Consider the following 21,935-nt stretch of genomic DNA (forward strand, 5'->3'; position numbering starts at 1 on the left):
GGGAGTGTCGCAGTAACGGTGTAAGTGGCCTTAAAGCCCCCGGTGTGTCGGGGGCGGAAAGGTCACCTGATGACCGAGACTGTCGTGGCTGTGGAGCCATCGCAGAATGACTATGACGATCCCGCTCCGGCGGCGATTGATATCCCGCGCGGCCGTGAGGTCGATGAACTCGAGGTGGCCCGGGAGCTGGTGCGCCAGGCCCGGGAGGCCGGTGTTGCACTGACCGGCCCGGGTGGGCTGTTGAAGGCGATGACCAAGACGGTCATCGAAACCGCGTTGGATGAGGAGCTTTCCGAGCATCTGGGGTATGACCGCCACGACCCCGCGGGTCACGGTAGCGGTAACTCCCGCAACGGAACCCGCTCGAAAACCGTACTCACCGACTCGTGCGGCAATATCGAGATCGACGTGCCCCGCGACCGGGCCGGCACCTTTGAACCGCACATCGTCAAGAAACGCCAACGGCGCCTCACCGACGTCGACGAGGTGATCGTGTCGCTGTATGCCCGTGGGCTGACCACAGGCGAGATCAGCGCCCATTTCAGCGACATCTACGGCGCCGAGGTCTCCAAGGACACCATCAGTCGGATCACCGATCGCGTTGTCGAGGAAATGACAGCCTGGCATACGCGTCCACTGGAGCGGGTGTATGCCGCGGTGTTCATCGACGCTCTGCACGTCAAGATCCGCGACGGCCAGGTCGGTCCCAGGCCGATCTACGCGGCCATCGGGGTAGATCTGGCCGGCCATCGTGACGTGCTGGGTATGTGGGCAGGTGAGGGTGACGGCGAGTCGGCCAAGTACTGGCTCTCGGTGCTGACCGAACTGAAGAACCGCGGCGTGGCCGACATCTTCTTCCTGGTCTGCGACGGCCTCAAAGGACTGCCGCAATCGGTGGGTGCGGCGTTCCCCGACACCGTCGTGCAGACGTGTGTCATTCACTTGATCCGCGGGACGTTCCGTTACGCCGGGCGCCAGCATCGTGATGCGATCGCCAAGGCCATCAAGCCGATCTATACCGCGGTCAACGCCGAGGCCGCCGCGGCGGCGTTGGATGCCTTCGAAGCCGAATGGGGACAGCGCTATCCGGCAGCAATTCGGTTGTGGCGCAACGCGTGGAGTGAGTTCATTCCGTTCCTGGACTACGACACTGAAATAAGGAAGGTGATCTGTTCAACCAACGCCATCGAATCCTTGAATGCCCGCTATCGCCGTGCGATCCGGGCCCGTGGACATTTTCCGACTGAGCAGGCCGCCTTGAAATGCCTATACTTGGTCACCCGGTCACTGGACCCGACCGGGACCGGCCAGAAGCGGTGGACGATGCGCTGGAAACCAGCACTGAATGCCTTCGCGATCACCTTCGCCGACCGCATGCCGGGAAGCGAAACTGCCTAACAGAACACGCCGCTTACACCGTTAATCGGACAGTCCCGGTTTACGCCGCTGCTGCGGGCGGAGTTGTGCCGCGCTGAGTACGACCGCGGCGAGAAGCGAATCATACAGAAGGCCAAGACGATCAGCGTCAACACATTCACGGCAGATGACATCCAGTGGTGAGCCGCAGCCGCCGCCGATGCAATCGAAAAGTTCCTCGACATTGTCAACAAGCGGCTTGGCCACGCGCCTAGCGGTTCTCTAGGGCGTCGGTTATTCCGGCCCACGCAGGTTTGCGCTCATATCTCGGCGAGAGGGGCAGCGCGGCCCCGTAGCCAGAGAATGACTCGGGGTAGTCGGTGATCCAGGACCGTTTGTCGGTGAAACCCCAGAGCGTGATGCCGGTGCATTTGGGCTGGTCTAGGCACAGGTCGGTCATGGTCTTGTAGACCTGGCGTTGACGTTCCAAATCGGCGGGATCAGCCTTGCCGTTGACGACGGGAATGCGCACGTCGAGTTCGGTGAACCGGATGTCGAGTCCGAGATCGGCGAACCGTTGCAGGTTGCTCGCCATGTCTTGGGTGCTGGGCTGCTGGTCTTTGCCGCCGAGCATGTGTCCTTGAAATCCCATGCCGTCGATGAGCGGCTTGGTGGTGGGCTGTCCGTCGATGTTGACGTCGACTGTTGTTTCTCGCAGTCGCTTCACGAGGTCGTAGATGGCGTTGGATTTGTCGCTGTGGGTCTCAGCACTGTGGTCGTTGTAGTACAACAATGCTTTTGGATCGGCCAGCCGGGCAGCGCGGTAGGCGTCGAAGATGTACCGGTCGCTGTGGGTGGTGTCCCACCACACGGTAGGTTGGAGATTGCCCATCTGGTCGAACGCCTCGTTGACCACAGTGACCGTGCTCGATTTGCCGGCGTAGCGGCCCATGACGGTGGAGATGGAGTCGAGCATCAGCTGGTGGCGCTGATCCGGCGGGAGCATCTTGATCGTGTCCGGCACGATTTTCCACTGCTGTTGGTCCAGTGGATCCCAGATCAGCGAGTGGATTTGGAAGTCACGTCCGGTGCGTTCGGCCAGTGCTGCCACGGCATCGGCTTCTTTGAAGTCGAACCGCTTCGGGTCTGGCTGAACTGTGTTCATCATCGTGCCGATTTCAGTTGTCAGAGAGTTGAACTCGGTGACAGCGACCTGCTCGTAACACGGATCGTTGGCAGCGTAGGTGCTTCGATACGCGGTGCCGAACGTTTTTCCGCGGTCGGCGGCCAGGTCGGCGATTGTGGGGTTTGACATTCCGCAGGCCTTGTTCTGGATGGCTGCTTGCTGAGTGAGGTCGGGAGGGGACGGCGAAGGGGCGCACCCGAGGGGGAGTCCGATCACCAACGCGCCGATGAAAACGGGTGCTGCCCTGAGTGTTTTCCTCGTGTCGACAAGCATCACACCAACTGATTGTGCCGCACTTCTTCGATGCTGGAGGGTGCGCCGACTCGCTTTAGCGGTGGTTTACCCATGCATTGCGTCGTTGTACCAGCGTTAGATCGCGATTCTGTCGACCAGGGAGAGGGGCGAGGTTTCGGCGGCGCTGGATTGTGTTGCTACGGAAGGTATTTGAGTGGCAGTAGTGAAAGAAGTGGCTGACAGGAATTTGCGCAGAGCCGGCCCGTGCTCGGGATCGGTGATTGCTGAGGCGAATTGAGCGATCAGATAGTCCGTGTGGTTGCCGGTGTCGTACCAGGCGCCGGTGAGCACCTGCCCGTAAACGGCACGCGTGCCGGCGTAGCTGTTGATCGCGTCGGTCAGATAGATCTCGCCCGACCTGTCGTCATACCAACGACGGACCTGTTCACGCAGCACATCGATGATTCCCGGTGTCACGATGTACCCGCCGATCGCCGCATACGCCGACGGGACGGCTCACAGATAGTGCGGGAAAACGACTCAGCAGTGGATCGCTGGCCCGCCCACCCACCGGCGAACACGCCGACTGGTGGTGGTACCAACCCTTCCAACCCCAACCACCAGCAACCAATTAGGTGATGTGCGCCGGCCACTGGTGCACGTGTTCACCGATCCGATGACTGCCACCGCGACATCGTGCGAGTGGCCCGACTGCACATCAATCGGACGCGAGACACACCACTAGCTGGTGCCCAACGGATCGATGGTCCACGCGATGTAGAGCACCGCCGCGCTGACGGTCGCCGTGGTGACGAAATCGATCGCCCGGGTACGCACCACCAGCAGGCCGGCCCGGTCATCGGTCAAGGTCAGCCGCAGCGCCGCGGCCACCCCGACACCGATGCCGATGACCAGCGCACCGCGCCGCCAGTAACCCGCCACGACCAGAGCGAACGCCGCGATGAAGATCAGCCCGACCACGAGGATCGGCCATTGCCGGGCGAACAGCTTGTGGGCGAATTCCTGGACAGTCACGCCAGTTTCGACTCTTCGAGTTCAACGACATTGGTCAGCAAGAACGCGCGAGTCAGCGGGCCGACCCCGCCGGGATTCGGCGACACGTGACCGGCCACCTCCCATACATCGGGCGCCACGTCACCGGTCAACTTGCCATCGACCCGACTCACCCCGACGTCGACGACGGCCGCGCCCGGCTTGATCATGTCCGCAGTCAGCAGATGCGGCACGCCGACCGCGGCGATGATGATGTCGGCCTGCCGGGTCAGGCCGGCCAGATCCCGGGTTGCGGTGTGACACAACGTCACCGTGGCGTTTTCCGAGCGGCGCGTGAGCAGCAGACCTATCGGACGGCCTACCGTGACACCGCGGCCGATCACCACCACGTGGGCCCCGGCGATCGGCACGTCGAACCGGCGCAGCAGATGCACGATGCCACGCGGGGTGCAGGGCAGTGGCGCCTCTATACCGAGGACCAGCCGGCCCAGGTTGGTCGGATGCAGCCCGTCGGCATCCTTGGCCGGATCGATACGCTCGAGCGCCGAGTTCTCGTCGAGGTGCTTGGGCAGCGGCAGCTGCACGATGTAGCCGGTGCAGTCAGGGTTGGCGTTGAGTTCGTCGATGGTCGCATCGAGTTCGGCCTGCGAGATGTCCGCGGGCAGATCGCGCCGGATCGAGTTGATGCCGACCTTGGCGCAGTCGGCGTGCTTGCCGCGCACGTAGGCCTGCGATCCGGGGTCGTCACCGACCAGTACGGTGCCCAATCCGGGCGTGCGGCCCGCAGCAGTCAATTTCGCTACGCGGTCCTTGAGATCGGTGAAGATCTCGTCGCGCGCGGCCTTACCATCCAGCGTTATCGCACCCACCCTGTCATTCTGACAGGCCGCCCGGCGGGCTCCCCGCTGTGCACGGTTCTCCGGACGCGTTCAGTGCGTCCAAGCTCGACGATTTACCGCCACACCCACGGTGTGATCACCGGAGCGCCGGGTTCTCTGTCAATCTGAGGGGTATGCGGGAAACCGCCGATGACGCGATGGTGACCTACCGCTACGTGCGGGTCGGTCTCGTTGCGCTGGTGGTGTTCCTGATCGTGTCACTGGTACTGACAGCTGCACGCAGCTGTCTGCAGGGTTCGATCAGTGCGTTCTTCTACACCCGCACCCATGCGGTGTTCCTTGCCGCGCTGTGCGCCATCGGCGTCTGCCTGGTCGCCTACCAGGGCAGCCGCACCGCCGAGGACGCGCTTTTGAACTTCTCCGGGTTCATGGCGGTCATCGTGGCCCTGATCCCGACCGACAGTGCCGGGGTCTGCCGACCCTGGCTGCCGACCGTGGCCGACCCGCTCGGCGGCGTCGCCAACAACGTCATCGCCCTGTTCGTGGCCGCGGCCGCCGGTATCGCGCTGTATCTGGCGTTGAGCCGATGGCGGCCACCCCAGCCGGAGCCCACCGCCGAAGACGAGGAGTGCGCCACCGCCGCAGCTCTGTGGAAGTGGCTGGCGAAGGCCCTGTTGAAGACCGAATCGTGGTTGCCCAAAGCCTTGTTCGCACTCGCGGTCATCGGCGCGCTGGCGCTGTTCTCGGACTGGTTCATGGCGCGGGCGCACGCGTTCGCCGCGGTCGCCATGTTTCTGGCGATCACGATGGTCGCGGTCTACCACGCGTGCTACGCCCGCGCCGCCGGACGCCAGCAGCGGGCCCGCTTCTACGCCGTGATCGCGGTGCTGATGCTGGCCACGGTGGTCCTGGCCGTGGTGCTGCTCGTCAAGCATGTGGAGTTCGGCCTGCTGCTCGTCGAGCTCCTCCTGATCGGCCAGTTCGCGCTGTTCTGGGCGGTGCAGACCTGGGATGTCTGGGAGCCCCGCGACAAATATCCCGCCGAGGCGGTACCCGCGCTGGCCAATACGCCTCAGTCCGCCCGGTAACCGTCGATCAGCAGGTTCTGCCCATCGCGCCGCAGCACAAGCACAGCTCCGGGTACCGGGACCATGCCCTCGATGGCCGCTACGGGAACCGCTCCGGATTCTGCACACGTAGTGCTGTCGAAGGTGCGCAGCGCCGGCTGGATGCCCCGGTCGGCGACGAGGAAGCTGCGGGGAAAGACCAGGTAGGACAGTCCGGATGCACGGCCCGGCACTCGATTGTTCAGTCCACTGACGTTCCTATTGACCGTGCAACGTTGCTTGCCGTCGGCGCCGAACAACGTCAACTGCCGGTCGGAGACGACGAACTCGTCACCGGGCCCCTGGGACGGTTGTGGGAACCCTTGTTCGGGTAACGCAGTGACCGTCTTCTGCGCGACGTTCGCGTACGACGGTGCCCGCGGCGCGCCAAACCCGTCGAACTGCAGGAACACCCCGACGGAGTTGGCGGGCGCGGCGATCACGTCCAGCGATCTCCCCTCTTGGTCTTGGTGTTCCTGCGGGCGCGCCGCATGCAGGACCGTCGTGTCCCACTGAGTGTGACCACTGGCAGGGTCGAGCGCGATCAGCCGGATGTCGACACCGGCCGCCGAGATACAGCGGGCGATCGACACCACCCACGAGCGCGTGTCGGCGTCGATCTCCCCGTCCGCGCACTCCGGCGGGTTCGGATCCGGCACAGTCCAGGCCGATTTGCCGGTGCGGGTGTCGAACCGAGTCCACGACGCCACATCCCGGAAGACCAGGAACGGCACGTCCTGGTCACCGGCATGCCCGACGGCCTCCAGTAGCCGGGGGTCGGCGCTCGTCCACAACTTCGCCCCGGTGACAGCGTCGAGTGCCACCAATGCCCGGCCCAGGGAGACCACCACGGTGGCCCCGTTGTCGTAGACCGAGATGCCGTCGACGACGACATCGCCCTGGCCGGTGCGGGCATAGTGCCAGCGCTCGGTGCCGTCGGCGCCGTAGGCCGTCACCCGGTGGTTGGTGTAGACGACAAAGCCGGCTCCAGCGGCGGCGATCTGATAGTGCCCCGGTTTGCCGCCGATCGCGCCGGCGCCTCGGCGTCGAACGCGCCGGGAACCGTGAGGCCGAATCCGCGGCGGCCGAGCGTCGACGGCAGTGCGGGCACATCGGTCGTGGCAGCCGTGGACGCGTCGACAAAGCGGTCGTCGTCGCCGGCCCGCAGTGCGCCGACGGTCACCACGACCCCGGCGACCACCGCGATGACCACGCCCACCGCGACCAGCCGCAGGCTGTCGCGCCCCAGCCGGGCGAACGCCGCGGTGGCCAGCAGGGTGGCGATCGCGCCGGCCACGCAGAGCAGCCACGCCGCCACGCCGGCCGCCAGCGCCGGCGTCACCGGATACGCCTGTGTGAGTGTGCGGTAGAACGCCGGTATTCCCTGCGTGAAGTACGCGAAGAACACCAGGACCGCCAGCGACACCAGCACCACCGGTATGCCCGGCAAATTTCGTCCGTCACGCTCACGCTTCCGAACACTGACCATCGCGGCGATCAACAGCAGCGCCACCACGGTCACTGCGAGCGGGATCCGGCTCGGCAGATCCGCACCCCAACGGTGCAAACCGCCGATGAACCAGGCATCAAGGCCGAGCGGGCGCGGCGGCCCCAACCGGCTCCACCACGCCAGCGCGACCGCGTACACCAGCAACCCCATCGCGACCCCGGCACACACCGTCGCCGCCAGCCGCAGCACGGCACGAATTCGTTCAGTCGCCTCATCCCAGGCCATGCGGGCCATCGTCACACACGCCGCCACGCGTCCGTGGCGCGGCAATTCATGCGGCCGGACCGATAGAGTTGGTCCCGATGAGCCGACCAGCCCCGCCCGCGCTGACCGTTCGGTACGACGGGTCGACCCGTACCTTCGCCCCCGGCAACGATGTCGTCATAGGCCGTGACCTGCGCGCCGACGTCCGCATCGCTCACCCGCTGATTTCGCGTGCGCACCTGGTGCTGCGGTTCGACCAAGGCCGGTGGGTCGCGATCGACAACGGCAGCCTCAACGGTATGTATGTCAACGGCCGCCGAGTGCCTTCCGTGGATATCCAGGACGGCCAGGTCGTCAACATCGGAAACCCGGACGGCCCACAGCTGAGCTTCGAGGTCGGCCACCACCAGGGCAACGTGGGCCGCACGCCGACTGTCGCGGTGCCGATCGCCACACGACAATCCGGCAACTGGCCCACCCAGGCGCCCACCGGAGGGGGCTGGCAGCAGCCGCCCGGCAGCGCACAGCGCCCCGGCTATCCGTCGGGCCCGCAGCAGCGTTACCCGACCGCCACGCAGTCCGGTTTCTCCAGCGGCCCGCAAGCGGACTATCCGAGCGGCCCGCAGACGGGTTATCCCAGCAGCCCGCAGTCTTACCAGCCACCGCCACCGGCACGGCCGACTGGTCCGCCGTCTGCGCAGGCCCCGACCACTATGGGACCCGCCGTGTCGGCACCGCGCGGCAACGAGCCGATCGCCAACAAAGCGACCAGCATGCTCAAGATCCTGCGGCCGGGCCGGGCACCCGAACCGGCTGCAGGAGCGGTGAAGATCGGTCGCGCGACCGACAACGACATCGTGATTCCCGACGTGCTGGCGTCACGGCACCACGCCACCCTGCTCCCGATGCCCGGGGGCACCCAGATCCGCGACGAACGCAGCATCAACGGCACGTTCGTCAACGGCGCCCGGGTCGACTCGGCGATCCTGCACGACGGCGACGTGGTCACCATCGGCAACGTCGACCTGACCTACACCGGCGGCACGCTGGTGCGACGCAGCGAGACCGAGGCCGACACCCGCACCGGTGGGCTGGAGGTCCGCGCCCTGACGTGGACCATCGAGGGCAACAAGACCCTGCTGGACAACATTTCGCTGGATGCCCGACCCGGCACGCTGACGGCCGTGATCGGTCCATCCGGCGCCGGCAAGTCGACCTTCGCCAAGCAGGTCGCGGGCCTGACCCATCCGACCAGCGGCACGATCACGTTCGAGGGTCACGATGTCCACGCCGAGTACGCCTCGCTGCGCTCCCGTATCGGCATGGTTCCGCAGGACGACGTCGTGCACGGCCAGCTCACCGTTCGGCAGGCGCTGATGTACGCCGCCGAACTCCGGCTGCCACCTGACACCACCAAGGCCGACCGGGAACAGGTCGTCATGCAGGTGCTCGAGGAGCTCGAGATGACCAAGCATCTCGATACCCGCGTCGACAAGCTCTCGGGCGGGCAGCGCAAGCGCGCTTCAGTGGCGTTGGAGCTGCTCACGGGCCCGTCGCTGCTGATCCTCGACGAGCCCACCTCGGGGCTGGACCCGGCACTGGACCGCCAGGTGATGACGATGCTGCGGCAGCTGGCCGACGCCGGCCGCGTGGTGCTGGTGGTCACCCACTCGCTGACCTACCTCGACGTGTGCGACCAGGTGCTGTTGTTGGCGCCCGGCGGGAAGACCGCCTTCTGCGGGCCGCCCAGCGAGATCAGCGCGGAGCTGGGCACGACCAACTGGGCGGACATCTTCAGCACGGTCGCGGGTGACCCCGAAGCGGCCAAGCAGCGGTACCTGGCCATCCACGGGCCGCCACCGCAACGCCCGCCCGCGGACAAGCCGGCGAGCCTCGGCGAGCCCGTGCACACCAGCCTCTTGCGCCAGTTCTCCACGATCGCGCGCCGCCAGATGCGGTTGATCATCTCCGACCGTGGCTACTTCATCTTCCTGGCGCTGCTGCCGTTCATCATGGGCGTGCTGTCGCTGTCGGTGCCGGGCGAGACCGGCTTTGGACCGCCGAACCCGCTCAGCGACGCCCCGAACCAGCCCGGGCAGGTGCTGGTGCTGCTCAACGTGGGCGCAATCTTCATGGGTACCGCACTGACCATCCGCGACCTGATCGGCGAGCGCGCGATCTTCCTGCGTGAGCAGGCCGTCGGGTTGTCGACGACGGCCTACCTGTTGGCCAAGATCTGCGTGTACAGCATCTTCGCGGTGATCCAGGCGGGCATCGTCACCGCCATCACCATCATCGGTGTCGGCGCCCCCACCCAGGGCGCAAACCTGCTCGGCAACGCGTCCCTGGAACTGTTCGTCGGCATGGCCGCGTGCACCGTCTGCGCCGCGACGGTCGGCCTGGCCTTGTCATCGGTCGCCAAGACCAGCGAGCAGATCATGCCGCTGCTGGTGGTCGCGATCATGAGCCAGTTGGTGTTCTCCGGCGGCATGATCCCGGTGACCGGCCGGGCCGTGCTGGACCAGATGTCGTGGGTCACCCCGGCCCGCTGGGGATTCGCGGCGACGGCATCGACGGTGGGACTCACCGATCTGGTGAAACCGCCGATCATGCCCGCCGACTCGCTCTGGAAGCACTCCGAAGGGGCCTGGCTGTTCAACATGGCCATGCTGGCCGCGCTGTCGGTCTTCTACGTCAGCTTCGTGCGCTGGAAGATCCGCCTCAAGAGCTGAGTTCCCTGGGCGAGCAGACACTCGGGTACGCCAGCCCCGGCGTGTCGGGTACCGCAGCGTCTACTCGGCGGGAGAAAGTTACCCGCCGACGACGAGGCCGTGCGCGGCGGCGTAGGCCAACGACTGGTCGACGTCGATGCGTGCACCGCGCAGTTTGGCGGTGGTCCACAGCGTGGGGTCGACGCGGGCACCGCGCAGGTCCGCCTCTTCGAGCCGGGCGTCCTGCACCCGCACGCCGGTCAGATCGGCGCGGCGCAGCACCGCCTTACGCAGATCCGTTCCCACCAGGCTGGCCTCGCGCAGCCGACAGTCTGACAGGTCAACGCCTCGCAGATCGCATCCGCCGAGCACCGCCAGCGTCAGATCTGACTCGACGAGAGTGATCGGCCGCAGGCGCGCTTCGCTGAACACCGAGCCCAGCAGACTGCAGTTGGTGAACGTGCTGTGCCACAGCGTGGCCCGGCGGAACGTGCAATTGCGAAACGCCGAGCCGGAATGCTCGGACTCGGACAGGTCGACACCGCTGAAGTCACACTCGGTGAAGACCACCCGCTCGGTGCGGAGACGACTCAGAGCTCCGTCGTATTCGTCGGCACGAAAATCCACGCCGACAAATTCCTCGTCGGCCCAGAACAGCTCCGCCATGGGCTCAGCCGCGCAGCGCGGTCAGGCTGCTCAGCGAGTACTCGGTGAGGGCGATCAGCGCGGCCTTCGCCGAGTTGCGATCCCGGGCGTCGACGGTCATCACCGGAATGTGCTCGGGCAATGCGAGCGCCGTGCGCACGGCCTGCGGAGGGTGTCGCGGCGCGTCGTCGAATTCGTTGACCGCCACGATGAACGGCAGATTGCGGGCCTCGAAGAAATCCACCGCGGCGAAGCTGTCCTGCAGTCGGCGGATGTCAACCAGCACGATCGCACCGATGGCGCCGCGTACCAAGTCGTCCCACATGAACCAGAACCGCCGCTGGCCGGGGGTGCCGAACAGATACAGGACCAAATCCTCGTCGAGGGTGATCCTGCCGAAATCCATCGCGACCGTGGTGGTCCGCTTGTCGGGCGTGCCGTCGAGCGCGTCGACGCCCTCGGAAACGTTGGTCACCAACGCTTCCGTCCGCAACGGCATGATCTCCGAAACCGAGCCGACGAATGTCGTTTTTCCTGCGCCGAACCCTCCGGAGATGACGATCTTCGTCGACGCGGCCCTCCGCCGGGGGCTGCCGTCGGCGCGGTCAGAGTGCTCGTAGACCACGCAGGGTCCTTCCTATCAGCTCGCGGCGCTCGTCGAAGCTCGCCGAATCGTCGAGGGTGGTGAGTACGCGTAGATAACCCTGCGCCACCAGGTCCCCCACAAGCACGCGCGCCACGCCGAGAGGTAGGGACAAATGTGCCGCAATCTCTGCCACCGACGGCCTGTCGGTGCACAATTCCACGATTTGGCCACGAACATCGCGAGCCGACCAGCGCGGTTCACGCGGCGGTGACTCCAGTGCCTCTACCGGCGCTTCCAACGGCAGGTGGACGCGCGAATCGGTCCGGCCAGCCGTCAGCGTGTAAGGCCGGACAAGACTTGGTCGTTCGGCTGGTTCAAACGCATCCATGAGCGGCTCACGAAGGTTGGGGCGTCCGGCGCGACGACTGCACCACAGCGCCGACGCGTTCGACCAGGATCGCCATCTCGTAACCGATCTGCCCGATATCGCAGGACCGGCCGGCCAGCGTCGCCAGGTTCGAGCCATCACCGACCCGCATCAACAGCAGATAGCCGTTGTCCATCTCGACCACCGACTGCAGCACGTTGCCGCCCTCGAACAGTTGTGCCGCACCGGTGGCAAGGCTCGCCAGACCGGATGCCACCGCCGCGAGCTGATCGGCGTGCTCGATCGGCATGTGCTCACTGGCCGCCATCAGCAGCCCGTCGGCCGACACCAACACCGCGTGCGACACCCCGGACACCTCGCGGGCAAACTTCGACACCAACCAGTCCAGGGAGTCACGCTGCGTTCCTCCACGGGTCATTCGTTATCTGTTCCTCTGGTCTCTCGGGCATGCGACCGGCCGGCGGCCACACCGCCGAAATGGTTGCTGATGCTCGCGCGGACGGCGTCGGGATCGCGCGGCGGGAGCACCGCGAAAACGTCGCTGTCAGGGTTGTCGGCCGATGCTACCGCTTCAGGGCTGTCGTCATGCCGGTGTGCGGGGCGGCGGTCGTCGAGCCCGACGACCGCCGCAACCCCGCCCGGCACGAGGCGGGCACCCGGCGTACGCATCGGCAGACCGTCCTCGGTGTGCTGCTCGACGGGTGCGTCCTGCGCCGCGGCCGCTACGGTCCAGCCCTTCTCCCAGACGGTCTTCCAATCCAGGTCAGCGCTGCGCACGTGCGTCGCGGGGTCGATGTCCCATTCGGTCATCATCGACTGGTAGATGGCGTCGACCGCTGACGCCGGACGCGGCTCACCTGCCGGCGATTGCTCGGCAGCGGCGGGCGGCGGGGCGAACTCGGGCTGCACGCCGTTGGAGGCAGCCTGCGCGCGCGAGGCGAAAAACGCCGAGGTGTTGGTGACCGCGGTGTTCGTCAGCGCCCCGGTGCTCGGCCCCGGTTCGGGAGGCTGCTTCTCGTCCGCGGCCGGCTGCTCAGCTGCCTCTGCTGCGGCAACACCCTCGGCTGGGGTCTCTGTGTCCGAGGCACCGGGATTGCGCTGCGACAGCTCGGAGATGCCGCTGGCACCGGGATTGCGCTGCGGCAGATCGGCATGGCCGTTGCGCAGCAGCTCAGCAGACTCGGTTGCCGCGTCGGCCGGTCGCATGTCCAGGCCCATCGCGGCAGCCAGCCCGTGCGAGGGGTGATCAGATGCTGTTGCCAACGATGGCGGGGCGGTCATCGGCGCCCCGTCGCGCGCCAGCAGCTCCACCGGAACATAGATTCCGGCGATGGTCCCCGAGTTCGGTTCCTCGGCGACGGTGCTGCGCAGCCGGACCACCAGACCGTGCTGGGTGGCCAGGCGCCCGACCACGAACAAGCCCATGTGGCGGGCGGTGTACGGATTGACCTCGCCACCGGACTGCAGACGCGCGTTGGCGACGCGAAGATCGGCGTCGGTCATACCCAGACCGACATCGCTGACCTCGATGACCAGCCCGCCGGTGTCCGCATGCTCGGCAGACACCCGGACTTGGGAGATCGGCGGCGAGTAGCGCAGCGCGTTGTCGAGCAACTCGGCCAGTAGGTGGATCAGGTCGCCGGCGGCGGAGCCGACGATCTCAACATCGGCGACGTCCGCGGTGACGACGCGCGCGTAATCCTCGACCTCGGAGGCCGCGGCGTTGATGATCGTCTCGACCGGAACCGGCTCTTTGTGCTCGCGGGTCACCTTGGAGCCCGACAACACCAGCAGGTTGGCGCCGTTGCGCCGCATCCGGGCGGCCAGGTGGTCCAGCTTGAACAGGCTATTCAGCCGCTCGGGACTGTCCTCGTCGCGCTCAAGGCGGTCGATCAGGGACAGCTGCTGATCCACCAGCGAACGGCTGCGCCGCGACAGCGTCTCGAACATGTCGGAGACCTGCGACTGCAACTGCGCCTGTTCACCGGCCAAGAAGACGGCCTGCTGGTGCAGCTCGTCAACGGCGTGGGCGACCTGACCGACCTCTTCGGTGGTGAAGACGGGCAGCGGCTCGACGATGCCCGGCTCACCGCCGCCACGGATGCGTTCGATCTCGGCGGCCAGATCCTCGTGGGCGACCTTGAGCGCACCATCGCGCAGCGCGCGCAGTGGACGCACCAGTGAACGGGCCACCAGCAGCACGATCACCAACGCGATGATGATGGCTGCGCCGACCAAGATTGCGTCGCGGACAACCACGTTGCGCTGATGATTCGCTTGGGCATCGACGTCGGCCGGGATGGAGGCCGTGAAGTCGCCGATCATCTGTTCGGCGATCTTGCCGGTTGCCTGCAGCGAAGCGAGCAGGTCAGGATTGTCGACGAGCGTAATGGTCGGGTCGGACAGCATCCCCAATCGCTTGACCATCTCCGAACGCAGCGTCGCCGCCTGCTCCGAGGCACCGCCCAAGGCCTTCGTCATCGCCGTCACGGTCGACGGTTCGGTACCGGCCAATGCGATCATCGAGTCGCGAAGTACCGGCTCGGAGAGATCACCACCGCGGGTGACCAGCAGCTGCTGCATCATCATCTGTCCGCGGGCACCGATCGCCCGCGACAACGCGTCGGCCTTCAGTTGCACGTCCTGATCGTCGGTTCGTACCGATCCGGTGACCGCAGTTTCCGCGGTGAGCAGCAGCGACCCGTACTCCATCACCTGGGTCCGCAGGTCGACCGCGTTGGTCGTCACCGCGCCTACCAGTTCCTGGCCCTTGTCGAGCAGACCGTGCACCGATTGCCCGACGTCGTCGGCAACCTGGGTGGAGTCGGTACGCTGACGCAGGTCGGTCTTATGCGCGTTGAAATCCGCCAGCGCAGCCTGGCTGTCACCACCCTCGGTGGCGGCCACCATGACGCCTTCCAACGCAGCCAGGTACTTGTCGATGTCCGGGATCAATTCCGCGCGGTCGGCGGCCAACCGCAGCCGGGAGGCCTCCACTGAGCTGCTGTAGATGCGTAATCCGCCGAACACGACGGCCAGAATCAGCGGCACCAGAACAATGGCGAGCACTTTCCCTCGGACGGGCCAATTCGCCGGAGACCAACGGGACGGCCGCTTAGCCGGCACGTGTGGCGCCGGGGTGAATTCGACCACCGTTCCGTCGGCCTGTTTCAGCTGTGTAAAGGCGGTCATCGGCATCCAACCCTGCTACCGACCGAGTCTCGCCACTTTGGTCCTGAGGCGTGATTCATAAGGCTTCCTGCTGATTTCGCCCACACTCGGGCGGGCGTCACTACGCCTGGCAATTCGACGAGTATGACAGCCACTCGCAAGCGTTTCCACAATTCTTACTGAACAGTCAAAGTTTGTGACCGAGCTGTAGCGCAGTCGTGTGGTAATTGAGCAAACCTCGCAACGATCACCGATCTTGTCGACGGCAATCACTCGGAGTACGGTACGGCGCCCCACCGTACGATCGTCGGCGAAATGTTTCGGTTGCTGTTCTTCTCACCTCGCATCGCGCCCAACACGGGCAACGCGATCAGAATGGTCGCTGCCACCGGCTGCGAATTGCATCTCGTGGAGCCATTGGGATTCGATCTGTCGGAGCCCAAACTGCGCCGCGCCGGACTCGACTACCACGATCTGGCGTCGGTGACCGTGCATCCGGATCTTGCGACGGCATGGTCGGCGCTGATGCCCGCCAAGGTATACGCGTTCACAGCGCACGCTGCGTCGTCGTTTGCCGACATCAGCTACCAACCGGGCGATGTGCTGATGTTCGGGCCCGAACCCACCGGATTGGATACCGAGACGCTCGCCGATCCCCACATCACCGACCGCGTGCGGATCCCGATGCTCGACGGCAGGCGGTCGCTGAACCTGTCGAACGCCGCCGCGGTCGCCGCTTACGAGGCGTGGCGGCAACACGGCTTCAGCGGCGCGGTCTGATTCCCTGCCCCGTCCGGCTCACCAGGTGTCCCAGTGCGTGAGCTGCTCGGCGGGCAGCCGCTTAGCCGGCTTGAAGTCGGTTCCCTTGGTGTAGGCAATCGGGAACAGCCCCGCCTGCGCGTACCGGTCGAACGGAATGCCCAGGACCTCGGCGGCCTGCCTCTCGCCGTCGCCGAGCAGATGCAACGTCGTCCACGCCGAGCCCAGCCCGCGGGACCGCAGCGCAAGCATGAAGCTCCACACCGCAGGCAGCAACGAACCCCAGTACGACGCCTGCTTTCCGACCGGCGCTCCGTCCGGACGGCCCGCCAGGCACGGCACCATCAGCACGGGCACCTTCTCGAAGTTCTCGTTGAGGTACTTCGCTGAGCTCATCACGGCGCCGACCTGCTCGTCGCGAATGTCGCCGCGCTCAGGGGTCGGGTGGTCGAGGTACGGGTTGGCGTTGGACCGATAGATGTCGGCCAGCGCCTTCTTCTTTGCGGAATCGGTCACGAAGACCCACTGCCAGCCCTGAGCGTTGGACCCGGTCGGCGCCTGCAGCGCCAACCCCAGGCACTCCATGATCACTTCGCGCGACACCGGCTTGTCGAAGTCGAGTCGCTTGCGCACCGACCGAGTCGTGGTCAGAAGTTCGTCGGTGGACAAGTTCAGGTTCGAATCGGCTGTCATGGCGCGAGATTACCTTCGTGCGGACGTGGAGCGGTTCGACCAGCAAGCGCGAGCGCAGGCTCAGCGGTGCTGCATGACCGCGATGTGCCACGCGCCGTGGTGGTTGTGCCAGCCGGGCACAGCGTTGGGCGCGGGGTGGGCGTGCGTACTCGGGCTGAAGGAGTGGCCCGGGCCTGACGGAGCCTGGGCAGTGGTGCTGGCCGATGCGGTGCCGGCCAGACCGAGCGCGGCCCCGCCGATGACGCCGGCAGAGATGATCGGGAGTGCGATGGTGCCGATGATGCGGATCATTTCTGTAATCCTTTGCGTGAGTTGGGTTTTGACTTATCTGTTTGGCTTGTTTCGCCGTTGAGATAAGAATGCCGCCCAACTCGGCCCGGGTCTGTCGCCCTAGTGGTGGATGCACGCGATGAACGTGGTGTCCCCCTATCGGAGGAAGCCGGTGTCGCCCGCCGGGGGCGGCCCGCGTCAGCGGAAGTCCCGCGAGCGGGACCCCATCCTGAGGTCCACGGGACTCATCTGGTCGGCCAGAACGGTGACCGCGCCGCTGGCGTTCTGCACGATGCCCCTGATGAGCAGCGCCGAGGCCGTCTGCGCCAACCTGCGGTAGCGCGCCCACACCCCCGGCGCGCACAGCACGTTGACCATGCCGGTCTCGTCTTCCAGGTTGACGAACGTGACGCCCTGCGCCGTCGCGGGCCGTTGTCGGTGTGTCACCGCCCCCGCCACCAGGATTCGGGTTCCGTCGGGAATCTCCAGCAGCCTGCCCGCGGGCACGACTCCCAGGGTGTCGAGGCCCTCCCGCAGGAACTGGGTGGGATAACTGTCTGGCGAGATGCCGGTGGCCCACACGTCGGCAGCCGCCAGTTCCAGGTCGGTCATCCCGGGCAGCGTCGGGATGTGCGATGCCGACCCCACCCCCGGCAGCCGGTCCGGGCGCTGGGTGGCGGCCGCACCCGCTGCCCACAGCGCCTCGCGGCGGGTGATCCTGAAACAACTCAGTGCACCGGCGGTCGCCAGCGCCTCGGTATGCGGGACGCTCAATTGCATCCGCCCGGTCAGGTCGATCAGAGTCGTGAACGGCCCGTTGATATCCCGTTCGCTGACGATGCGCTGCGCCAGCTCGTCACCGATGTGCCGCACACTGCCGAGCCCGAGCCGAACCTCCATCCCGCGGTTCTCCAGCGTGGCGTAGGCCAGGCTGGCGTTGACGTCGGGCCCACGCACCGCCACCCCGTGCCGCCGCGCGTCGGCGACCAGCGATTGCGGCGAGTAGAACCCCATGGGCTGCGCCCGCAGCAGCGCCGCGCAGAACGCCGCCGGGTGGTGCAGCTTGAACCACGACGAGTAGAACACCAGCGACGCGAAGGAGAGCGAATGGCTTTCCGGAAAACCGAAATTGGCGAAGGCCTCCAACTTGTCGTAGATCCGTTCGGCCACCTCGCCGGTGATGCCGTGCTTCTCGCGCATCCCGTCGTAGAAGCGGGCCCGCAGTCGCTGCATCTTCTCGGTGGAGCGTTTGGACCCCATGGCCCGCCGCAGTTGATCGGCCTCGGCCGCGGTGAACCCCGCACAGTCGACCGCCAACTGCATGAGCTGTTCCTGGAACAGCGGCACACCCAACGTCTTGGCCAGGGCCGGCTCCATCGACGGGTGATCGCACTCCGACTCTTCTTCCCCGTTGCGCCGCTTGATGTAGGGGTGCACCGAGCCACCCTGGATAGGGCCGGGCCGGATCAGCGCCACCTCGACCACCAGGTCGTAGAACTCACGTGGTTTCAGCCTCGGCAGCGTCGCCATCTGGGCCCGTGACTCGACCTGGAACACCCCGACCGAGTCGGCCTTCTGCAGCATCTCGTAGACCGCGGGCTCACTCAAGTCCAGCTTGGCCAGGTCAACCACGATGCCCTTGTGGTCGGCCACCAGATCGATCGCGTAGTGCAGCACCGAGAGCATGCCCAGCCCCAGCAGGTCGAACTTCACCAGGCCGATGGCCGCACAGTCGTCTTTGTCCCATTGCAGGACACTGCGATTGGCCATACGAGCCCACTCCACCGGGCACACATCGGCGATGGGACGGTCGCAGATCACCATGCCACCGGAGTGGATGCCCATATGGCGGGGCAGGTTCGCGATCTGGGTGGCCAGGTCGATCACCTGCTCCGGGATGTCCTCCACGTCCGGCGAGTCGACCCGGCCGTTCCACCGGCCGATCTGCTTACTCCAGGCATCCTGCTGGCCCTGGGAGAACCCGAGCGCGCGGGCCATGTCGCGCACCGAACTGCGCCCGCGGTAGGTGATGACGTTGGCCACCTGGGCGGCGTAATCCCGGCCGTAGCGTTCGTAGACGTGCTGAATGACGTTCTCGCGCAGGTCCGATTCGATGTCGATGTCGATGTCGGGTGGGCCGTCGCGAACCGGCGACAGAAATCGCTCGAACAACAGGTTGTTGGCGATCGGGTCGACATTTGTGACCTTGAGCGCGTAGCAGACTGCCGAGTTGGCCGCCGATCCCCTGCCTTGGGCCAGGATGTTTTTCTCCCGGCAGAACCGGGTGATGTCGTGCACCACCAGGAAGTAACCCGGAAACCTCAGCTGCTCAATAATTTTCAGCTCATGCTCGATCTGTGCATACGCCTTGTGCGCCTGCGCGCGCGGACCGTAGCGTTCGGCGGCACCGGCCATGACCAGATGCCGCAGCCAGGTGTCCTCGGTGTGCCCGTCGGGGACGTCGAAGGGCGGCAACTGCGGGGCGATGAGTTCCAGCCGGAACGCGCACTGCTCGCCCAGGTCAGCCGCTGCAGACACGATTTCGGAACCGAACAGCTGCGCCATCTCCTCCCCCGAGCGCAGATGCGCTCCGCCCAACGGGGCCAGCCAACCGGCGGCGGCCTCCATCGAGTCGCGGGCCCGGATCGCCGCCATGGCCATCGCCAACCGTCCGCGCGACGGTTCGGCGAAGTGCGCACCGGTGGTCGCGACGATATTCACCCCGAACCGCGGCGCCAGCTCAGCCAGCACGACGTTACGTTCGTCGTCGCACGGCCGACCGTGATGGGTGAGCTCGACGCTGACCCGGTCGGCCCCGAACCGGTCCACCAGTTCCGCCAGTGCCCGCTCGGCGCCCACCGGGCCGTCGCGGGACAATGCCTGGCGGACATGGCCTTTGCGGCATCCGGTGAGGATGTGCCAGTGGCCACCGGCCGCCTCGGTGAGCGTATCGAGGTCGTAGCGGGGTTTGCCCTTCTCGCCGCCGGCCAAATGCGCCCTGGCGATCTCCCGGGACAACCGCCGGTAGCCCTCGGGCCCGCGGGCCAGCACCAGCAGGTGTGGGCCGGGCGGATCCGGAACGTCCGTGCGCGGCGTATTGCCCAACGACAACTCGGCGCCGAACACCGTGGCCACATCGAGTTCGCGGGCCGCCTCGGCGAACCGCACCACCCCGTAGAGCCCGTCGTGGTCGGTCAACGCGATAGCCCCCAGATTCAGCCGGGCCGCCTCCTCGACCATCTCCTCGGGGGTGCTGGCGCCGTCGAGGAAGCTGTACGCCGAATGGGCATGCAGTTCGGCATAGGGCACCGCATCGGAAGCACGGGGCACCTCGGGCGGCCGATAAACCCCACGCTTACGCGACCAGGCCGGGCTGTCGCCACCATCGCCGGACGATTCCAGCGGAAGACCGGACCGACGCGGCTTGCCATCCTCGGCGGGCCGAGGCAGCCGACCAGACAACACCCGCTCCATCTCGGTCCAGCTCGATGGCCCGTTGTGCCAACCCACCCGGTCAGCTTATCGAACATATGTTCGGGTGCGCTACTCACGGACGCACGGTGGGCCGGTAGATAAGCTCTTGAATGCGGCCGTCAAGCATGCGGCTCTCGATCAGCTCGAGGTCGAAGTCGGCCGCACCCTGGAAGATGGGGTCATCACCGGTCTGACCCGTGATGATCGGGAAGATCGTCACCTGGATGCGGTCGACCAGGCCGGCTGCCATCAGCGCCCGGTTCATCGACAGGCTGCCGTGCGAGCGCAACGGTACCTCGGACTCCTCCTTGAGCCGGGCGACCACCTCCACGGCGTCGCCGCTCACGACGGTCGCGTCCGGCCAGTCGAGCGGCGCGTCCAGGGTGCTCGACACGACGGTCGCAGGCAGGTTCCGCATGCGGGTCACCCAGGCGTCTCCCACCGACTCCTCGGTGCCCGAGTCGAGGAGCTCGATGAACGTCCGATAGGTGTTGGCGCCGAACACCATCCGCTGTTCCTCGCGGTAGAGCGCAAGGCGGTGCTCAAGCAGTTCAGGGCCCTGCTTGCCCCAGTAGCCGCCCCAGTCACCGCCGCTGACGCCGCCGTAGCCGTCGAGGCTGGAAAAGACGTCGAAGGTGTACGCGGCAGTCATGGTGCTCTCCTAGGGCGCGGTTGGTCAGGTGCCGATATAGACGGGACACCACGGCGAAACTCATCGCACACTCCGAGCGTTTTATGAGTACGACGAGATCGCCGATCTGCTCAACGCGGAATACCCGGCCGACAATGTGCGCTAGGCCGCAACCGACGCGTTTCGCGCGTCATTACCCCTCGTCGTCACCCCCATCGTCGCGCGGTACCACCACCATCGGAACATGGAGCACCCGCAACATCTTTGCCGCAGTGGAGCTGAGGAAGATTCGCCTGGGTGCACTGAGCCTGCTGGAACCCACCATCAGCACGTCCCCGTCCTGCCACTCCAGCTTGCTCACCGCGGCTTCCACCGTGGGTCCGTCGACCACCGTCGAGGTCACCGGGAAGCCTTCCGGCAGACTGGCTTTCGCTGTTTCCAGGGTCTTTCTGGCGTGGTCCAGCGCATGCTTACGAACGGCATCGCTATCCGAACGCAGCGAGCCGAAGGTGGGATCGAGCGCCACCAGGGACACCAACCGCAACGGTGTACCCGCCGCCTTGCTTGCTTGTACCGCGGTATCCAGCAACCGATCCGCGCCTTTGCGGGTCCCGAGTGCGCAGGTGACTTCCCGAACCCGCTCGATCTTCGATTCGCGGGTTCCGCGCGGCGCCACCGCGACCGGTACCGGCGACGAGTACAGCAGCTCGTTGACCACCGAGCCCAGCGAATAGCTACCGGCCAGGCCGCCGCCGGAGCCACCTACCACGATGGCCTCGGCCTCGAGCCGTACCGCCTCGTGGATCAGTCCGTCGGTGAACGATTCATCGAAGCTCAGATGGCTATGCGCGACAACGTCAGCGGGTACCGCGGCGAGCGCCTTCTCGAGCCAGCCCCGGGCCTGCCGGGCGAGGGCCTTCTCGAAACCACCTCTGGGCACCAATGCGGGTAGGCCCGTGTCCGGTGGTAACACGATGCATATCTCGACCTCTGCGCCGAGCGTTCGGGCGAAGCGCAACGCGAGAGCCAACGCGTCGGCGCCGCCGGGTGTGGCGAGGTAACCAACGACCAACTTCATGTGTCACCGCCATTTCCGCACTGCGTTGTGGACTGTAGTCGCACAAATCCTGTCAACCCACGGCCCGGCTTATCGTCGCT

21 protein-coding genes and 1 pseudogene are annotated in these 21,935 nt (G+C 66.2%); 5 read left to right on the forward strand and 17 right to left on the reverse strand.

The window, feature by feature from the left end; translation table 11 throughout:
- The first annotated feature begins 66 nt into the window (after positions 1-66).
- Complete coding sequence (locus H276_RS0119630) at positions 67-1,398, forward strand: IS256 family transposase (protein WP_026356883.1); 1,332 nt, start codon at positions 67-69, stop codon at positions 1,396-1,398.
- Positions 1,399-1,419: 21 nt separating this feature from the next.
- Here H276_RS0119630 and H276_RS25400 read toward each other — a convergent pair whose 3' ends face one another.
- The 3 genes from H276_RS25400 to H276_RS0119645 form a co-directional block, all read right to left on the reverse strand.
- On the reverse strand, positions 1,420-1,623 hold the full coding sequence (locus H276_RS25400; protein WP_019972993.1) for a hypothetical protein: 204 nt from the start codon (positions 1,621-1,623) through the stop codon (positions 1,420-1,422).
- A 4-nt stretch (positions 1,624-1,627) separates the two neighbouring features.
- Positions 1,628-2,671 (reverse strand): endo-1,4-beta-xylanase, encoded by a 1,044-nt coding sequence (locus H276_RS0119640; protein WP_155943184.1) that lies wholly within the window; start codon positions 2,669-2,671, stop codon positions 1,628-1,630.
- Positions 2,672-2,911: 240 nt separating this feature from the next.
- A complete protein-coding gene (locus H276_RS0119645; RefSeq protein WP_019972995.1) occupies positions 2,912-3,253 on the reverse strand; it encodes a hypothetical protein in 342 nt (113 codons plus the stop codon).
- A 26-nt stretch (positions 3,254-3,279) separates the two neighbouring features.
- Between H276_RS0119645 and H276_RS25725 the strand changes: the two are divergent.
- Positions 3,280-3,411 (forward strand): annotated as a pseudogene (locus tag H276_RS25725) (hypothetical protein); the annotation flags it as partial.
- Between the two features lie 106 nt (positions 3,412-3,517).
- On the opposite strand, the gene H276_RS0119650 reads toward H276_RS25725, so the two are convergent.
- Positions 3,518-3,811, reverse strand: coding sequence for a DUF3017 domain-containing protein (locus H276_RS0119650; protein WP_018601689.1), 294 nt, complete (start codon positions 3,809-3,811; stop codon positions 3,518-3,520).
- Complete coding sequence (locus tag H276_RS0119655) at positions 3,808-4,659, reverse strand: bifunctional methylenetetrahydrofolate dehydrogenase/methenyltetrahydrofolate cyclohydrolase (protein ID WP_019972996.1); 852 nt, start codon at positions 4,657-4,659, stop codon at positions 3,808-3,810. The genes H276_RS0119650 and H276_RS0119655 overlap by 4 nt, the downstream gene beginning before the upstream one ends.
- A 143-nt stretch (positions 4,660-4,802) precedes the next feature.
- Here H276_RS0119655 and H276_RS0119660 point away from each other — a divergent pair, with 143 nt between their 5' ends.
- Positions 4,803-5,717 carry a hypothetical protein gene (locus tag H276_RS0119660; RefSeq protein ID WP_019972997.1) on the forward strand — a complete coding sequence of 305 codons (915 nt, stop codon included), beginning with the start codon at positions 4,803-4,805 and terminating at the stop codon, positions 5,715-5,717.
- Here the strand turns inward: H276_RS0119660 and H276_RS25405 are convergent.
- Positions 5,702-6,691: a PQQ-binding-like beta-propeller repeat protein gene (locus tag H276_RS25405; protein ID WP_019972998.1), complete on the reverse strand. Its 990-nt coding sequence runs from the start codon at positions 6,689-6,691 to the stop codon at positions 5,702-5,704. The two genes, H276_RS0119660 and H276_RS25405, sit on opposite strands and share 16 nt — an antisense overlap.
- The gene (locus H276_RS25410; protein ID WP_231376721.1) at positions 6,688-7,470 is read right to left on the reverse strand and encodes a hypothetical protein; all 783 of its coding nucleotides are present in this window, start codon (positions 7,468-7,470) and stop codon (positions 6,688-6,690) included. The genes H276_RS25405 and H276_RS25410 overlap by 4 nt, the downstream gene beginning before the upstream one ends.
- Before the next feature lie 77 nt (positions 7,471-7,547).
- On the opposite strand from H276_RS25410, the gene H276_RS0119670 reads away from it, so the two are divergent.
- Positions 7,548-10,181: an FHA domain-containing protein gene (locus tag H276_RS0119670; protein WP_019973000.1), complete on the forward strand. Its 2,634-nt coding sequence runs from the start codon at positions 7,548-7,550 to the stop codon at positions 10,179-10,181.
- A gap of 78 nt (positions 10,182-10,259) precedes the next feature.
- On the opposite strand, the gene H276_RS0119675 is transcribed toward H276_RS0119670, so the two are convergent.
- From H276_RS0119675 to H276_RS0119690, 5 genes are read right to left on the reverse strand one after another with little or no spacing between them, the layout of a single operon-like run.
- Positions 10,260-10,826: a pentapeptide repeat-containing protein gene (locus H276_RS0119675; RefSeq protein WP_019973001.1), complete on the reverse strand. Its 567-nt coding sequence runs from the start codon at positions 10,824-10,826 to the stop codon at positions 10,260-10,262.
- Between the two features lie 4 nt (positions 10,827-10,830).
- Entirely contained in the window at positions 10,831-11,430 is a 600-nt protein-coding gene (locus H276_RS0119680; protein ID WP_019973002.1) for an ATP/GTP-binding protein, read from the reverse strand.
- Positions 11,411-11,779, reverse strand: coding sequence for a DUF742 domain-containing protein (locus tag H276_RS24265; RefSeq protein WP_081625515.1), 369 nt, complete (start codon positions 11,777-11,779; stop codon positions 11,411-11,413). The genes H276_RS0119680 and H276_RS24265 overlap by 20 nt, the downstream gene beginning before the upstream one ends.
- A 7-nt stretch (positions 11,780-11,786) precedes the next feature.
- Positions 11,787-12,197, reverse strand: a complete 411-nt coding sequence (locus H276_RS0119685) for a roadblock/LC7 domain-containing protein (RefSeq protein WP_019973003.1) — start codon at positions 12,195-12,197, stop codon at positions 11,787-11,789.
- Complete coding sequence (locus H276_RS0119690; protein WP_019973004.1) at positions 12,194-14,977, reverse strand: ATP-binding protein; 2,784 nt, start codon at positions 14,975-14,977, stop codon at positions 12,194-12,196. The genes H276_RS0119685 and H276_RS0119690 overlap by 4 nt, the downstream gene beginning before the upstream one ends.
- A gap of 288 nt (positions 14,978-15,265) precedes the next feature.
- Here H276_RS0119690 and H276_RS0119695 point away from each other — a divergent pair, with 288 nt between their 5' ends.
- On the forward strand, positions 15,266-15,730 hold the full coding sequence (locus tag H276_RS0119695) for a tRNA (cytidine(34)-2'-O)-methyltransferase (protein ID WP_019973005.1): 465 nt from the start codon (positions 15,266-15,268) through the stop codon (positions 15,728-15,730).
- Between the two features lie 18 nt (positions 15,731-15,748).
- Here H276_RS0119695 and H276_RS0119700 read toward each other — a convergent pair whose 3' ends face one another.
- The 5 genes from H276_RS0119700 to H276_RS0119720 form a co-directional block, all read right to left on the reverse strand.
- Complete coding sequence (locus H276_RS0119700; protein WP_019973006.1) at positions 15,749-16,402, reverse strand: nitroreductase family protein; 654 nt, start codon at positions 16,400-16,402, stop codon at positions 15,749-15,751.
- 60 nt (positions 16,403-16,462) lie between these two features.
- The gene (locus tag H276_RS0119705; protein WP_019973007.1) at positions 16,463-16,693 is read right to left on the reverse strand and encodes a hypothetical protein; all 231 of its coding nucleotides are present in this window, start codon (positions 16,691-16,693) and stop codon (positions 16,463-16,465) included.
- Positions 16,694-16,870: 177 nt separating this feature from the next.
- Positions 16,871-20,182: an error-prone DNA polymerase gene (locus tag H276_RS0119710; RefSeq protein ID WP_019973008.1), complete on the reverse strand. Its 3,312-nt coding sequence runs from the start codon at positions 20,180-20,182 to the stop codon at positions 16,871-16,873.
- A 37-nt stretch (positions 20,183-20,219) separates the two neighbouring features.
- The gene (locus H276_RS0119715) at positions 20,220-20,798 is read right to left on the reverse strand and encodes a dihydrofolate reductase family protein (RefSeq protein ID WP_019973009.1); all 579 of its coding nucleotides are present in this window, start codon (positions 20,796-20,798) and stop codon (positions 20,220-20,222) included.
- 172 nt (positions 20,799-20,970) lie between these two features.
- Positions 20,971-21,855, reverse strand: a complete 885-nt coding sequence (locus H276_RS0119720) for a universal stress protein (RefSeq protein ID WP_019973010.1) — start codon at positions 21,853-21,855, stop codon at positions 20,971-20,973.
- Positions 21,856-21,935 lie beyond the last annotated feature (80 nt).

It is taken from the genome of Mycobacterium sp. 141, from assembly GCF_000382405.1.
Classification (GTDB): Bacteria; Actinomycetota; Actinomycetes; order Mycobacteriales; family Mycobacteriaceae; genus Mycobacterium.